Origin of the sequence: Hyalangium versicolor (assembly GCF_020103695.1) — a bacterium.
In the GTDB taxonomy this organism is placed as follows: Bacteria; Myxococcota; Myxococcia; order Myxococcales; family Myxococcaceae; genus Hyalangium; species Hyalangium versicolor.
Genome location: NZ_JAHXBF010000005.1, coordinates 64,091 through 77,289, shown reverse-complemented (window position 1 = coordinate 77,289; position 13,199 = coordinate 64,091). Strand labels below are relative to the sequence as shown.

Here is a 13,199-nt window from a genome sequence, read left to right as displayed (position 1 = left end):
CTCCGGCCGCACAGCCTGTTGACACATGGAGTATCGCCCGAAAAAGTGAAGGCCCTGGAGTCACCGGCTTTCGCCAGAAACTCCAGGGCCTTCGATGGTCGGGGCGACAGGATTTGAACCTGCGACCACTTGCACCCCAAGCAAGTGCGCTACCAGGCTGCGCTACGCCCCGAAACTTCCCGTCCGAAACGGGCCGCCCTTATGCCCCCACATGACGCCAGCGTCAAGCAAGAGCCGCAGGCAGCCGTGAGAAAACCGGCGGACCCTGCTCCTACTTCCCGTCCGCCTCGTCTCCGAACTCGTCCTCGGAGTCGAACTCGTCATTGTCGTCCGCCTCCTCCTCCCGCGCGTCGATCTCCGCGTGGTTCTCCGGCGGCGCTTCCCCGTTCAGTGCACTCTTGAGCACCTGGCTCGGCCGGAAGGTCAGCACCCGGCGGGCCGAGATCTCGATCTCCTTGCCCGTCTGCGGATTGCGGCCCACTCGCGCCTTCTTCTGCCTCACCTGGAAGTTGCCGAACCCGGAGATCTTGATCTTGTCCCCGCGCTCCAGCGTCTCCTTCAGGGTGTCGAAGACGAGTTCGACGATCTCGGCCGACTCCTTCTTGGAGAAGCCGACCTTCTCGTAGACGCCCTCGATGATGTCCGCCTTCGTCATACGCTCCCTCGGAAAACCCTTCAGCGCGATACTCCCAACTGATGCTGACAGCCTTTCCGAAGGGCTGTCAACCCTCTGACTTCACTCAGGAATTCAGGCTCGCAACGCCCCGCCCAGCCGCTGGTTCACCTCGGAGATGATCCGCTGGTGCGCTTCGCTGACCTCCGCGTCGGTGAGCGTGCGCTCGGGCGAGCGGTAGCGGATGGCGTACGCCAGGTTCTTCTTCCCCTCGGGGATGGGCTTGCCCGTGTACACGTCGAACACGAGGGCGTCCTCCACCAGCGTCCCTCCCACCTCCAGGATCACCTTGCGCACCTCGTCATTGCGCAGCTCCACCGGGACGACCACCGCGAGGTCGCGCAGCACGGCCGGGAAACGCGGCAGCGAGTGGTACTCGGGAACGAGCTGTGCCGCGGCGTAGAGGGGCTCGGTGTCCAGCTCGAACGCGTATACCCCCTGCGGCAGTCCCAGCGCCTTGGTGATGCGCGGGTGCAGTTCGCCCACGTAGCCCAACGCCGTTCCATCTGGCAGCAGCACCTGAGCGCAGGCGCGCGGGTGCCAGGCGGGGGCCTCGGCGGGCGCGAAGCGGACACCCTCCACGTGGAGGAGGTGGAACACGGCCTCCACGGCGCCCTTGGCGTCGTAGAAGTCCATGTGGGCGTCCTTCTGAGTCCAGGTTCGCCCGGAGCGCAGGCCCCAGAGGAGCCCTGCCACCCGAGGCACCTCGCGCGTGGCAGGACGCCGGCCCTGGCCACCCTCCGGATCGCGGAAGTAGGCACGGCCCGTCTCGTAGACGGCCACCCGCTCCACCTGGTGCCGCACGCTGCGAGAGAGGTTCTCCAGCAACCCGGGCAGCAGACTGGTGCGCATCGCCGACTGCTCAACGCTGAGCGGGTTCACGAGCGCCACGGGGGCCTCCTTCCCACCCAGCACCTCCAGACTCCGAGGCGCCACGAACGAGTAGTTCACCACCTCGTTCAACCCCGCGCCGGAGAGCGCCTGGCGCACCCGCCGCTCGGCCTCGGCAGAGGCGGGCTCGGGAGCCAGCTCCGCCAGTCCCCGAGGCAGCGTCGCGGGGATGTTGTCGTAGCCGAACACGCGGGCGATCTCCTCGAGGAGATCCTCCTCACGCTCCACGTCCACGCGGGCCCGAGGCACCTCGAACGTCGTCTGCCCGGAGCCATCTTCCACGGTCTTGAAGCCCAGGGCGCCGAGGATGCGGCGGCACTCGGGCTCCGGCACGGCCGTGCCCAGGAACTTCCCCACGCGTCCGTAACGCAGCGTCACGCGCCGGGGCGGCTTCGGACTCGGGTACACATCCACGCGGCCCGGGGCCACCGAGCCTCCGGAGAGCTCCGCGATGAGCTGCGCGGCCCGATCGATGGCCGGCACGACGGCGTCGATGTCCGCCCCGCGCTCGAAGCGGTGCGAGGCCTCCGTGTGCAGGCCGTGGCGCTTGGACGAGCGACGCACGCTGGAGGGCTGGAAGTGCGCGGACTCGAGGACAATGTGCTTCGTCCCCTCCCCTACTTCACTGTCTCCGCCGCCCATGACGCCGGCGATGGCCTGAGGACGATCCCGGTCACAGATGGCCAGATCATCCGCGTCGAGCGTGCGCTCCTTGTTGTCGAGCGTGCGGATCTTCTCGCCCTGCTTCGCGCAGCGAACGACGATCTCGTGACCCGCCAGCTTCTCCAGATCGAAGGCGTGCAGCGGCTGGCCGTACTCGAGGTTGACGTAGTTGGTCACGTCCACCACGTTGTTGATGGCACGCACGCCACAGGCCTTCAGCCGATCCTGCATCCACTGGGGCGACGGCTTGATCGTGACGTTCTCGACGATGCGAGCCACGTAACGCGGGCAACGCGCCGCATCGTCGATCCGCACCTTGATCTTCTCAGCCGCGGAGGCGCCCTTCTCGGCTGGCTTGGGCTCGGGGGGTTTGAAGGCCGCACCCGTCACCACGCCCACCTCGCGCGCCACGCCCAGATGCGAGAGCGCATCCGGCCGGTTCGGAGTGACGTTGACCTCCAGCACCACGTCATCCAACCCCAGCGCCTCGGCGATTGGGGTTCCCGGCTTCATCTCCGGCGACAGGATGAGCAGCCCAGAGGAGTCCTCGGCCAGCCCCAGCTCCTTCGCTGAGCACAGCATGCCGAAGCTGTCCACGCCTCGGAGCGCGGCCTGCTTGATCTCCACTCCATTGGGCAGCTTCGTGCCCACGGTGGCCAGCGGCACCTTGTCGCCGACTTTGTAGTTCTTCGCGCCGCACACCACCTGCAGTGGTGCCGAGCCGCCCGCATCCACCTTCGTCACGGACAGCTTGTCCGCGTTGGGGTGCTGCACGGACTCCTTGATCTGCGCCACCACCACGCCGCGCAGCCCCTCACCGGGACGATCCAAGCCTTCGATCTCCAGCCCCGCCGCGGTCAGCTTGCGCGCCAGCTCATCCACCGACGCCGGCAGCGCCACGTACTCCCCGAGCCACTTCACCGAAATCTTCACAGGTCAGCCCTCTCCGTCGCTCAGAACTGCTCGAGGAAGCGCGCGTCGTTCTCGAACATCATCCGCAGGTCGTCGATGCGGTAGCGCAACATGGCGATGCGCTCCACGCCCATGCCAAAAGCAAAGCCCGTCACCTCGTTCGGGTCGTACCCAGCCGAGGTGAAGACGTTGGGGTGCACCATGCCGCTGCCCAGCACCTCCAGCCAGCCCGTCTGCTTGCAGATGCGGCAGCCCTTGCCGCCGCACGAGGTACAGGAGATGTCCACCTCCGCCGACGGCTCGGTGAAGGGGAAGAAGGACGGCCGGAAGCGCGTGCGCGTGTCCGAGCCGAAGAACGCCTTCACGAACGCATCCAGAGAGCCCTTCAGCTCCGCGAAGCTCACGTCCTTGTCCACCAGCAACCCCTCCACCTGGTGGAACATGGGCGTATGGGTGATGTCCGAGTCCCGCCGGTACACCCGGCCCGGCATCACCGCGCGGATGGGCGGCTTCTTCGCCAGCATGTGCCGCACCTGCACCGGGGACGTGTGAGTGCGCAGCAGCACCGGACTGTCCGCCTTCTTCGCGTGCCCGAGCGTCGCCTCGTCCACGTAGAAGGTGTCCTGCATGTCTCGCGCAGGGTGATCCTTGGGCAGGTTGAGCGCCTCGAAGTTGAAGTAGTCGAGCTCGATCTCCGGCCCCACCTCCATCGAGAACCCGAGCCGCCCGAATGTCCGGACGATCTCCTCCATCGTCCGCGACACCGGATGCCGGCTCCCCGGAGCCACACCCCGCCCGGGCAGCGTGACATCCAGCTTGGGGCCCTTCAGCTCGGACTCGAGCGCGGCATCCTCTGCGCGCTGGAGCGCCTCGCCCAGCAGCTTCTCGATCTCCGCCTTGACCTGGTTGGCCACCTCGCCCAGAGCCTTGCGCTCCTCGGGAGGCAGTTTGCCCATGCCCCCGAGCACGCCGGACAGCTCTCCCTTCTTGCCCAGGTAGCGCACCCTCAACGCCTCAACGGCCGTCACCTCGGAGGCGACGGTGATGTCCCGCCGCGCTGCCTCCGCGAGGGCCTGCAAGCGATCCCGCATGTCTTCGCTCCCCTGCCCGCGCTCCCGTGGAGCCTGGGCAAAAAAAAGGGCCGCCCCTGGCGAGGGCAGCCCGTGTACTCATTCGCCACAAGAGGCTCCAACCAGGAGCCTCCCGAGCGCTCTATGCACCGGCCTCGCGGGCCGGGCGTGGGTCAGGCCGCCTTCGCGATGTTGGCGACGGCGGCAAAGCCCGCGGGATCCGCGATGGCCATGTCGGCCAGCACCTTGCGGTCCAGGGAGATCTTCGCCTTGGCCAGCCCGGCGATCAGCTTCGAGTAGGACAGGCCCACCGTGCGAGCCGCCGCGTTGATGCGGACGATCCACAGAGCGCGGAACTTGCGCTTGTTCACCGCGCGATCGCGGCTGGCGTAGTCCAGCGCGCGCTCCACGGCCTGGTTGGCCCGCTTGTAGCAGTTCTTCCGACGGCCACGGTAACCCTTGGCCAGCTTCAAAATCCTATTACGACGGCGACGGGCCTTGAAACCCTTCTTGACGCGCATGACACACTCCTCGACTGCTCAGGTGGGGAACCCCGCGGCGCAGGCCTCACGCCGCTCCGCCAGGGTCCATGGTTCGTGTTCTGCTAGTTCGCCCCGTAGGGGAACAGCTCCTTGATGACCTTCTTGGCATCCATGTCGCGAAGGTGACCCGTGCCGCGGTTGCGCCGCTTCTGGGCCGGGGTCTTCGCATGGGTGAAGAGGTGCTTGCCGTAGGCCTTGCCGTGCTTCACCTTGCCGCTCTTCTTCACCTGCAACCGCTTCTTCGCAGCACTCCGGGTCTTCAACTTCGGCATTGTCCCAGTCCTTCCTTCTCTGTTGCCGTCAGCTCTCCAGCCTTCGGCCTCTGTTACAGGCCGACAGCCGAAGCCGACAGCCGAATCTCTCTACTTCGTCCCGCCCGTCGCAGCCGCCCCGGCTGCCGGCCCGCTCTGCGGAGCCGCCGGAGGAGCCGCTTCGCCCCCCGCCGGCCGGGTTTCCTGCCTCTCGCCGTCTGGCTTGCCATCGGGCTTGCCACCCGCCGGCTTGGTGCCTTCCACCTTGTTACCTTCCACCTTGTTGCCCTCGGGCTTCTTGCCCGCCGCCGCCTCCGCCTTCGCCGCCGCCTCCGCCTGCTGCCGGGCCTGATCCCTGGCGCGCTGCGCCACCTTCGGGTTGGGCGCGAGGATCATGAACATCTGGCGCCCTTCCATACGGGGCACCTGCTCTACCACCGCTACGTCCTTCAGGTCCTTGTTCACGTCATCGAGGATCGCGCTGCCCAGCTCCTTGTGGGTGATCTCGCGACCGCGGAACACGATGGTGACCTTGGCCTTGTTGCCCTCTTCCAGGAACCGCTTGATGTTGCGGACCTTGAACTCGTAGTCGTGCTCCTCGGTCTTCGGACGGAGCTTCACCTCTTTGAGGTGGACCACAACCTGCTTCTTCTTTGCTTCGGAGGCCTTCTTCTTCTCCTCGTACTTGAACTTGCCGTAGTCCATGATCTTGCAGACTGGCGGCTTGGCCATGGGGTTGACCTCGACAAGGTCCATCCCCTCGGACTGAGCACGCTCCAGGGCCTGCTCGATCGTCAGGACACCGAGCTGCTCGCCAGCCGGTCCCACGACACGGACTTCACGAGCGCGAATACGGCGGTTCGTTCTTTGATCGCGGACGATGTGAAGATCCTCCAAATACGGGAGTTTGGGCCTGCCTCCCTCCCATGGAAGACGCGCAAGATACTTTTCTACCACCCGGAGTCAAGGGAGGTCAGCGACTTCCGGACCTCTGCCGACACCCGGCCACCCCCTCAGGGGATCCCGGCCTCCTTGGCCAATAGCTCCTCGAAGGCCTCCAGCTTCATGCTCTTGAGGTCCTCTCCACCGTAGCGGCGCGGAGCCACCCCACCCGCCTCCACCTCGTTGTCGCCGATCACCAGGGTGTAGGGAATCTTCTGGATCTGCGCCTCGCGGATCTTCGCGTTCAGCGTCTGGCCGCGCTCGTCCAGTTCCACCCGATAGCCCTTGGCGCGCAGTTGCTCCTTCACCTTGCGGGCGTACTCCAACTGCCGGTCCGCCACGGTGACGATCGCCAACTGCACCGGCGCCAGCCATGTGGGGAAAGCACCTGCAAAGTGCTCCGTGAGGATGGCGATGAAACGCTCGAAGGAGCCGAAGATGGCGCGGTGGAGGACCACCGGCTTGTGCTCGGCGTTGTCCTCGCCGATGTAGGTGAGCTCGAAGCGCTGGGCGGCCAGGTAGTCGAGCTGGATGGTGCCCAGCTGCCACTTGCGGCCGATGCTGTCGGACACGTCGAAGTCGATCTTCGGGCCGTAGAAGGCGCCCTCGCCCGGCTTCACCTCGTAGGGCACACCGAGCGTCTTGAGCACACCCTCCAGCGCCGTCTCCGCGTGATCCCACGTGGCGTCGTCGCCGAGCCGCTGCTCGGGGCGCGTGGAGAACTTGGCCGAGTACTTCAGCCCTACGGCGTTGTAGACGTGATCGAGGAACTGCACGAAGCGGCGGACCTCGTCGCCGATCTGGCTCTCCATGCAGTAGATGTGCGCGTCGTCCTGGGCGAACTGGCGCACGCGGGTGAGGCCGCCGAGCGAGCCCGCCGCCTCGTTGCGGTGAAGCACGTCCTGCGTGTGGAAGCGCAGCGGCAGATCCCGGTAGCTATGGCGCTTGAAGCCGAAGAACAGGTGGTGCGAGGGGCAGTTCATCGGCTTGAGGGAGAAGTCGTGCTCGCCGGACTCGTTGTCGAGAACCAGGAACATGTTCTCCTTGTACTTGCCCCAGTGGCCGCTCGTCTCCCAGAGGCCCTTGTTGAACATGAGGGGCGTCTTGATCTCCACGTAGCCGCGCTCGGCGGTGAGGCGGCGCATCCAGGTGGAGAGCGTCTGGTAGAGCGTGGTGCCCTTGGGCGTCCAGAAGGCCGAGCCCGGCGCGTACGGGTGGAAGTGGAACAGGTCCAGCTCCTTGCCCAACTTGCGGTGGTCGCGCTTCTTGGCCTCCTCGATGCGCGTCAGGTGCTCCTGCAGCGCCTTCTTGTCGAAGAAGGCCGTGCCATAGACGCGCTGGAGCATCGGGTTGCGGTGGTCACCGCGCCAGTACGCGCCGCTCGAGGACAGGATCTTGATGACGCCGATGCGGCCCGTGGTGGGGCCGTGGGGCCCGAGGCAGAAGTCCACCCATTCCCCGTGGCTGTAGAGCGTCAGCGTCTTGGCGCCCTTGGCCGCGATGTCCTTGACGATCTCGACCTTGAACTTCTCGCCCTTCTCCTCGAAGAGGCGCACCGCATCGTCCATGGAGATCTCCTTGCGGACGAAGGGCAGGTTCTGGGAGATCTCCTTGTTGGCCTCGGCCTCGATCTTCTCCAGGTCCTCGGGCGTGAAGGGCTTCTCGCGGAAGAAGTCGTAGTAGAAGCCCTCCTCGGTCGACGGGCCGATCGTCACCTGGGTACCTGGGAAGAGGCGCTGCACCGCGCTGGCCACCACGTGCGCCGCGTCATGACGGATGAGCTCCAGGGACTCGGGGCTCTTGGTGGTGAAGACCTGTAGCTTCGCGTCCTCGGTGAGCGGCCGGGCCAGATCCACGTCCTGGCCATTCACGCGGGCGAAGAGGGCCGCCTTGGCCAACCCCGCGCCGATGCCGTCACGCACGAAGTCCGCGATGGTCGTCCCCCGAGCGGTCTGCTTCTGGCTGCCATCCGGGAGCGTCACCGTGATCATGTCGGACATTGTCGAGACCTCGAAACGCCACGGGCGGCAGGCTTGCTGGAAGCCGTGCCGCCCGCTGTGTGAATTCAGTTGTGGATGGGTCGTAGTGGGATCGAACCACTGACCCCTACCGTGTCAAGGTAGTGCTCTACCGCTGAGCTAACGACCCGTGCCTGAAAAGCGCGGCGGGAATAGCAGTGGGCTCCCGCAGCTGTCAAGGAAACACCGACGCGCGCTGATCCTCTTCCTGACCCGGTGGCCTTCATGGTGGCGCGGTATCCAACAATTGCCGCACCCGGTTCATGACCGCGTCGAACATCGCCGGGGTCAGCCGCCCCGTCTGCGTGTTCTGCTGGCTGACGTGGTAGCAGCCCACGAGGGTCCGTCCGCCTGCCAGGGCGACTTCCGCCCCGTGACCGAAGGCCGGTTTGGGGGTGGGCAGCTCCACTCCCGACCGGGCCAGAGCCACCAACGTGGCGTTCCAGCCAATGGCTCCGAGCGCCAAGAAGACCCGGGCCGGCAGCAGCGCCAGCTCCCGGTCCAGGAAGGGTGCGCAGCGGGCCAGTTCCTCCGGGAGCGGCTTGTTCTCCGGTGGCGCGCAGCGGGCCGACGCCGTCACATAGGCCCCGGTGAGCGTGAGCCCGTCGTCCCGGTGCTGACTCGTGGGCTGGTTGGCGAATCCCGCACGGTGCAGCCCCGCGTAGAGGAAGTCCCCCGAACGATCCCCGGTGAAGACCCGGCCCGTCCGGTTCGCCCCGTGGGCCGCTGGCGCCAGGCCGATGATGACCAGCCGGGCCCGTGGATCGCCGAAGCCCGGCACCGGCCGGCCCCAGTAGGTCCACTCACGGTAGGCGCGGCGCTTCACCCGTGCCACCTCCTCCCGCCACTCCACCAGCCTTGGACAGGCCCGGCAGCGGATGATCTCCGCATGCACGCGCTCGAGCTTCGTCACCTGCGCTCACCTCGCACTGCTGCCTCCAACCGCTGAACCCAGGCTCGTGCCCGCTCCAGTTCCCGTTCCCCTGGTCCTACCTCGATCTCGAACTCCGTGGGGCGTTCCCGGCTTAGCAGCGCCAAAGCTGCATCGTTGGGGAAGCCTTTCATGACGACCCGCTGGCCCAGCCTGCAAGGCTCTGTGCCCATCCCCTCCTCTACCCGGAGGGAGATCGTGGCCAGGGCCGCTCGCCAGGGGAGCTCAGGGCATAGGGTCCCTGGAGTTTCGGGCAGCGCCAGCACCTTGCTCCCGGGCAGCTGGGCGAACGTCCCCCAGTCCCCCAGGCTCACGTCCAGGGTTCCGGGCTGCCAGACGATCCGCGAGGGACGCAGTGCACTCAGCTTGCGGGCAAGCTCCGAATCGAGAGCACCTCGAATCTCCACCGCCGTCCGCCGTGGCCCGAGCCAGTGCAACCCCGCCCCCAAGAGCACCTTCGCATCCAGCCAGGCACCTGCACGCGGCGCTCCCCGAAGCTGCCGGACGTGCGCCTCCTTCAAGGGAGGGCGAAGCTGGACGTAGGCCTCGGGAAACCGGGCCAGCGCCTCAAGGGTGGAGTCCCGCAGCGTGTTCGAACTCGTGCGCAGCCAGAGCACGGTTCCGCTGCCAGCCAACGCGCGCAGTTCGTCCGCATCTCTGGACTCATCCACCACCAGGTGCAGCCGATACCCCTGAAGGACGAGCGGCTCGGGCGTCGGCGCCTGGGCCAGCAATGCCACGATCAGGACGGCCGCGGCGCTCACGGCCCGGGGGCCTCACCGGTATACAGCGGCGTCCGCTGGTACCGCAGCACCACCACGCGCAGCACCACCTTCAGGATGGCGGCCACCGGCACCGCGAGCAGGATGCCCAGGAAGCCGAACAGCTCGCCGAAGCCGAGGATCGCGATGATCACCGTCACCGGCGTCAGCCCGACTTTTTCGCCCACGATGCGCGGCGTGATGATGAGGCCCTCGGAGAGTTGCGCCACCAGGAACGTCCCCGCCACCACGGCAAGCTGCCACGGCCCCTGCCAGGACAACATCAGCCCCAGCAGCGCCAGCCCGATCCCCACCGTCGTGCCCAGGTACGGAACCATGTTCCCGAAACCCGCGACGACACCGATGACGATCGCCATGTCGATACCGGCGATAGAGAGGCCCGTGCTGTAGATGACCGAAAGAATCGAGCCCACAGTCAGCTGGCCTCGCACGAAGGCGGAGAGCACGTCATCCACCTCGGAGAAGCGCCGGCTTGCCAGCCCCACCGCGCGCCGAGGGATCAACCCCCTCACGAGCGCCACCAGCCGCGGGTAGTCCTTCAAGAAGAAAAACCCCAACACGGGCACCACCGCCAGCCCCAGCAGCGTCGCCACGAATCGCGCCGTGTTGCCTGCGAAGCGCGCCGCCAACTGCGCCGCCGCAGGCCCGGCGCTCTGCAACAACTCGGAAGCCTTGGCGCCCAGTTCCGCGGTCCGCTGATTCACGAACTCCGGCAGCGAGACCCCCAGCAGTCCTTCCACGTGGGGGATGATCTGCGTGCTCGCCTGGCGGAAGAAGTCGGGCAGCTTGGCCGCCTCCTCCTGGAACACCGGGATGAGGTAGAGCACCGCCCCCACCAGCGCCAGCGTGCAGCCCGCGAACACGATCGTGGTCCCCCACGTCCGGTTCACCTTGTGCCGCTCGAGCAGGCTGACCACCGGGTTGAAGACGTAGGCACCCGCCAATCCCAGCAACACCGGGACCGCTACCCCTCCGAACACCGAGAGCAGCGCGAACACCAGCCCCAGCGCCGTCACCATCACCGCCGACCAGGCGAGATCGATCCGCCGCGCCTCCTCCTCGGACAGGTCCGAGGGTGGCTCGGATGGAACGACGTGCAGCACAGGCTCCGGAACCTCGGGAACCGGAGGTGAGACTTCACGACGCTCCTCGGGGGCCTTCACCGCTCGAGCACTGCCTTTCTTGCGACGTCCGATGACACGACTCCTCGTCTGCGAGCTACGGGTGGCCTTCCACGAAACGGCCGAATCTGTCCCTCATTGCCTTCTGATCCAACGGCTTCGTCAGCTCCACTGTCTCCCCAACCTCCACCTGCTGCCGGGCCTTGAGTTCGATGAACCTCTGCTCCCACTCCTCCTGGGTGATCTCTCGCGGTCCTGGCACCTGATGCCGCTCACCCTTCCCCGCCGCCCCGCCGGCCGGCGGAGTCTGGCCCGGCACGCCCTTCCTGGGAACCCGCGCGGCTACCACCACTCGCCCCTCCACCACCCGCACCACCATGCGCAGCTTATCGGCTGGCACCATCGCCTGCGCCATGTCGCCGTAATCCACCCGGAAGATCGTGCCTCGCACTCCCGCCACCGCACGCTCCGTCTTCACCTCGAACTTCGCCTCCGAACCTCCCAGCGCCTTCTTCACCTTCGCCCAGAGCTTCCCAAACCCGAGCCTCGCCGCGAAGCCCCTGCGCTCCTGTCCCTCGAAGGTGGCCTCGTCGATCGTGAGCCGGCTACCCTCCGCAAGCATGATCACGCTCTCGTCCGTCAACGTGAGCTTCAGGTTGGAGTCCCTGCCCACCTCGATCGTGTCGTTCAGTTCGATCTCCGAACCGACCTCGAGCGCCTGCGTCTCCTCGCCATTCGTGCGCTTCGCCGTCCCCTCCAGCACCGACACCTTCCCGATGCTCGCCAGTGCGAGCCCAGGCAGCACCAGCACGGCCGCGAGTACGCCCCACGCTCCAGCAGTCGACCTGAGCCATCCCGTCACGGAGTCCCTCTCTCGGGCGTCATCTCGGTCCCCATCGACCGGAGCCGCACGTTCAACACGGCCCGGGTCCCATGGGGCTCGATATAGGTGGTGTACGGCCAGTAGCCTTCCTTCTTCACCTCGATCTGGTGCAGCCCCTCGCCCACTCGCAGCCCCCGAGGCGACCCCTTGAAGTCACTGCACAGCCCCTGTGTGACTCCGTCCAAGGAGACCTCTCCGTCGGGTGGTTCGCACCGGAGCACGACGTCTCCACTCGGTGCCTCGGCCTTGCGCAGCAGTTCCCGAGCCTGGGCCATCGTCGCCGGCTCGTCCGAGCGACCGGCACACCCCAGCACCCCACACACCACCGTGACCCAGCCCCAGTTCCGCATCACTTCGCCAGGGTGATCTCGACAGTGTTGGCCGTCACGCCCGTCACGCTGACCTTCTTGCCCTGGTACGTCTTCTGGCTCAGGGCATCGGCGAAGTCATCCGTGGAGCCCACGAGAAGCGCGTCGAAGGTCGCCTTGCCCTTGATGAAGTCTCCCTGCTTCACGTCCCTCAAGCCAGTGACCGTCTGCCCCAGGAGCTTCTTGAACTCACTCACCGAGGCGTAGTCCGTCAGCCCCAGCACCGTCACCACCACCGCGCTGCCGTTCTGCTCCGACTTCGACAGGTACTCCACGACCGCCCTGCGCACCTCATCGACGATCTTCTGGCCCCGGAGCTTCGCGATGCCGTGCGCCGTGCTCTCGTAGGACACCAACACCGGCACTCCCTGGCTGGTGAGCTTGTCGCTCACGTGCGCGATCTGCGTCCCCGAGTCCGTGGCGAACACCGCCAGCTCGAACTCCCCCGTCACCGGGTAGTACCCCTTCAGCTCGAACGCGGCCTTCGGAGGCTCGTAGCGCAGGGTCACCTTGCCCGTGACGATGTAGTCCGCGCTCCGCAGTTCCTGGATGACCTTCTTCTCCGGCGTGAGCAGTGACACTCCTGAGGAGACCTCCAGCTTTCCCGCCGCAAAGGCCGGATCGATGATGCGCCACCCGTCCTTCTGGAAGGTCTCCGCCAGGATCTGCGACAGGACGTTCGTCTCGGTGATGACCTTGTCCGGACTCACCGACTGCTCCTGCACCACGATCAGCAGCCGGCTGCCCGCAAGCCGCTCGACGAGCGCCTTGACCGCCTGCAGATCCCGGTCGAGCTGGGCCGTACCCACCTCCGCCCGGACCGCCACCTTCATCACGCCCTTCTCCTCCTTCTTCTCGAGGACCTCGTACTTGCGCACGTAGCCATCGCTCCGGGAGAAGACCCTGTCGCTCACGAGCTGGTTGTTCGCCGTCAGCGTCGAAGACGAGAGCAGCACTCCGGCCACCTGCTCCACCGCCTCTCGCAGCGCGGCGCTCTTCGCATCCTGCAGCGCCTTGTCGCGGTTGTTGTCCACGATGGCCGCTTCGCCCGTGGCCTCCTGCGTGACGAACTCGGGCGTCTTGTCGGCTGCCAGCGCCACCGCCGCCACCAGCCAGGAGAGCACCGTCAGCTTCAACGCGTTCATGTCCGCC

13 protein-coding genes and 2 tRNA genes are annotated in these 13,199 nt (G+C 66.7%); all 15 read right to left on the bottom strand.

The annotated features are described in order from the left end of the window. Positions 1 to 95: 95 nt before the first annotated feature. Positions 96 to 172 (bottom strand) — tRNA-Pro (locus KY501_RS11960). A 99-nt stretch (positions 173 to 271) separates the two neighbouring features. Then, positions 272 to 655: an integration host factor subunit alpha gene (locus KY501_RS11955; protein WP_224363003.1), complete on the bottom strand. Its 384-nt coding sequence runs from the start codon at positions 653 to 655 to the stop codon at positions 272 to 274. Positions 656 to 748: 93 nt separating this feature from the next. After that, positions 749 to 3,160 (bottom strand): phenylalanine--tRNA ligase subunit beta, encoded by a 2,412-nt coding sequence (gene pheT, locus KY501_RS11950; protein ID WP_224363002.1) that lies wholly within the window; start codon positions 3,158 to 3,160, stop codon positions 749 to 751. A gap of 20 nt (positions 3,161 to 3,180) precedes the next feature. Next, on the bottom strand, positions 3,181 to 4,230 hold the full coding sequence (gene pheS / locus KY501_RS11945) for a phenylalanine--tRNA ligase subunit alpha (RefSeq protein ID WP_224363001.1): 1,050 nt from the start codon (positions 4,228 to 4,230) through the stop codon (positions 3,181 to 3,183). A 152-nt stretch (positions 4,231 to 4,382) separates the two neighbouring features. Continuing rightward, positions 4,383 to 4,730, bottom strand: coding sequence for a 50S ribosomal protein L20 (gene rplT / locus KY501_RS11940; RefSeq protein WP_224363000.1), 348 nt, complete (start codon positions 4,728 to 4,730; stop codon positions 4,383 to 4,385). 83 nt (positions 4,731 to 4,813) lie between these two features. Continuing rightward, the gene (gene rpmI / locus KY501_RS11935) at positions 4,814 to 5,023 is read right to left on the bottom strand and encodes a 50S ribosomal protein L35 (RefSeq protein WP_224362999.1); all 210 of its coding nucleotides are present in this window, start codon (positions 5,021 to 5,023) and stop codon (positions 4,814 to 4,816) included. A gap of 90 nt (positions 5,024 to 5,113) precedes the next feature. After that, positions 5,114 to 5,899: a translation initiation factor IF-3 gene (infC, locus tag KY501_RS11930; protein ID WP_255636416.1), complete on the bottom strand. Its 786-nt coding sequence runs from the start codon at positions 5,897 to 5,899 to the stop codon at positions 5,114 to 5,116. A 116-nt stretch (positions 5,900 to 6,015) separates the two neighbouring features. Continuing rightward, entirely contained in the window at positions 6,016 to 7,944 is a 1,929-nt protein-coding gene (gene thrS / locus KY501_RS11925) for a threonine--tRNA ligase (RefSeq protein WP_224362997.1), read from the bottom strand. Positions 7,945 to 8,020: 76 nt separating this feature from the next. Beyond that, positions 8,021 to 8,092, bottom strand: a tRNA-Val gene (locus KY501_RS11920). Positions 8,093 to 8,185: 93 nt separating this feature from the next. After that, positions 8,186 to 8,875 (bottom strand): uracil-DNA glycosylase, encoded by a 690-nt coding sequence (locus KY501_RS11915; protein ID WP_224362996.1) that lies wholly within the window; start codon positions 8,873 to 8,875, stop codon positions 8,186 to 8,188. Then, the gene (locus tag KY501_RS11910; RefSeq protein ID WP_224362995.1) at positions 8,872 to 9,657 is read right to left on the bottom strand and encodes a hypothetical protein; all 786 of its coding nucleotides are present in this window, start codon (positions 9,655 to 9,657) and stop codon (positions 8,872 to 8,874) included. The genes KY501_RS11915 and KY501_RS11910 overlap by 4 nt, the downstream gene beginning before the upstream one ends. Continuing rightward, positions 9,654 to 10,778 (bottom strand): AI-2E family transporter, encoded by a 1,125-nt coding sequence (locus tag KY501_RS11905; RefSeq protein ID WP_224363392.1) that lies wholly within the window; start codon positions 10,776 to 10,778, stop codon positions 9,654 to 9,656. The genes KY501_RS11910 and KY501_RS11905 overlap by 4 nt, the downstream gene beginning before the upstream one ends. 115 nt (positions 10,779 to 10,893) lie before the next feature. Then, positions 10,894 to 11,658 (bottom strand): FecR family protein, encoded by a 765-nt coding sequence (locus KY501_RS11900; protein ID WP_224362994.1) that lies wholly within the window; start codon positions 11,656 to 11,658, stop codon positions 10,894 to 10,896. After that, positions 11,655 to 12,029, bottom strand: coding sequence for a PEGA domain-containing protein (locus tag KY501_RS11895; protein ID WP_224362993.1), 375 nt, complete (start codon positions 12,027 to 12,029; stop codon positions 11,655 to 11,657). Before KY501_RS11895 ends, KY501_RS11900 begins: the two co-directional genes overlap by 4 nt. Next, the gene (locus KY501_RS11890; RefSeq protein WP_224362992.1) at positions 12,029 to 13,192 is read right to left on the bottom strand and encodes a flagellar assembly protein T N-terminal domain-containing protein; all 1,164 of its coding nucleotides are present in this window, start codon (positions 13,190 to 13,192) and stop codon (positions 12,029 to 12,031) included. The genes KY501_RS11895 and KY501_RS11890 overlap by 1 nt, the downstream gene beginning before the upstream one ends. Between the last annotated feature and the right edge of the window lie 7 nt (positions 13,193 to 13,199).

Coding starts and splice junctions, on each gene's coding strand:
- thrS (WP_224362997.1), bottom strand. CDS start 7,944: ATGTCCGACATGATCACGGTGACGCTCCCGGATGGCAGCCAGAAGCAG.
- rplT (WP_224363000.1), bottom strand. CDS start 4,730: ATGCGCGTCAAGAAGGGTTTCAAGGCCCGTCGCCGTCGTAATAGGATT.
- KY501_RS11955 (WP_224363003.1), bottom strand. CDS start 655: ATGACGAAGGCGGACATCATCGAGGGCGTCTACGAGAAGGTCGGCTTC.
- rpmI (WP_224362999.1), bottom strand. CDS start 5,023: ATGCCGAAGTTGAAGACCCGGAGTGCTGCGAAGAAGCGGTTGCAGGTG.
- KY501_RS11895 (WP_224362993.1), bottom strand. CDS start 12,029: ATGCGGAACTGGGGCTGGGTCACGGTGGTGTGTGGGGTGCTGGGGTGT.
- pheS (WP_224363001.1), bottom strand. CDS start 4,230: ATGCGGGATCGCTTGCAGGCCCTCGCGGAGGCAGCGCGGCGGGACATC.
- KY501_RS11890 (WP_224362992.1), bottom strand. CDS start 13,192: ATGAACGCGTTGAAGCTGACGGTGCTCTCCTGGCTGGTGGCGGCGGTG.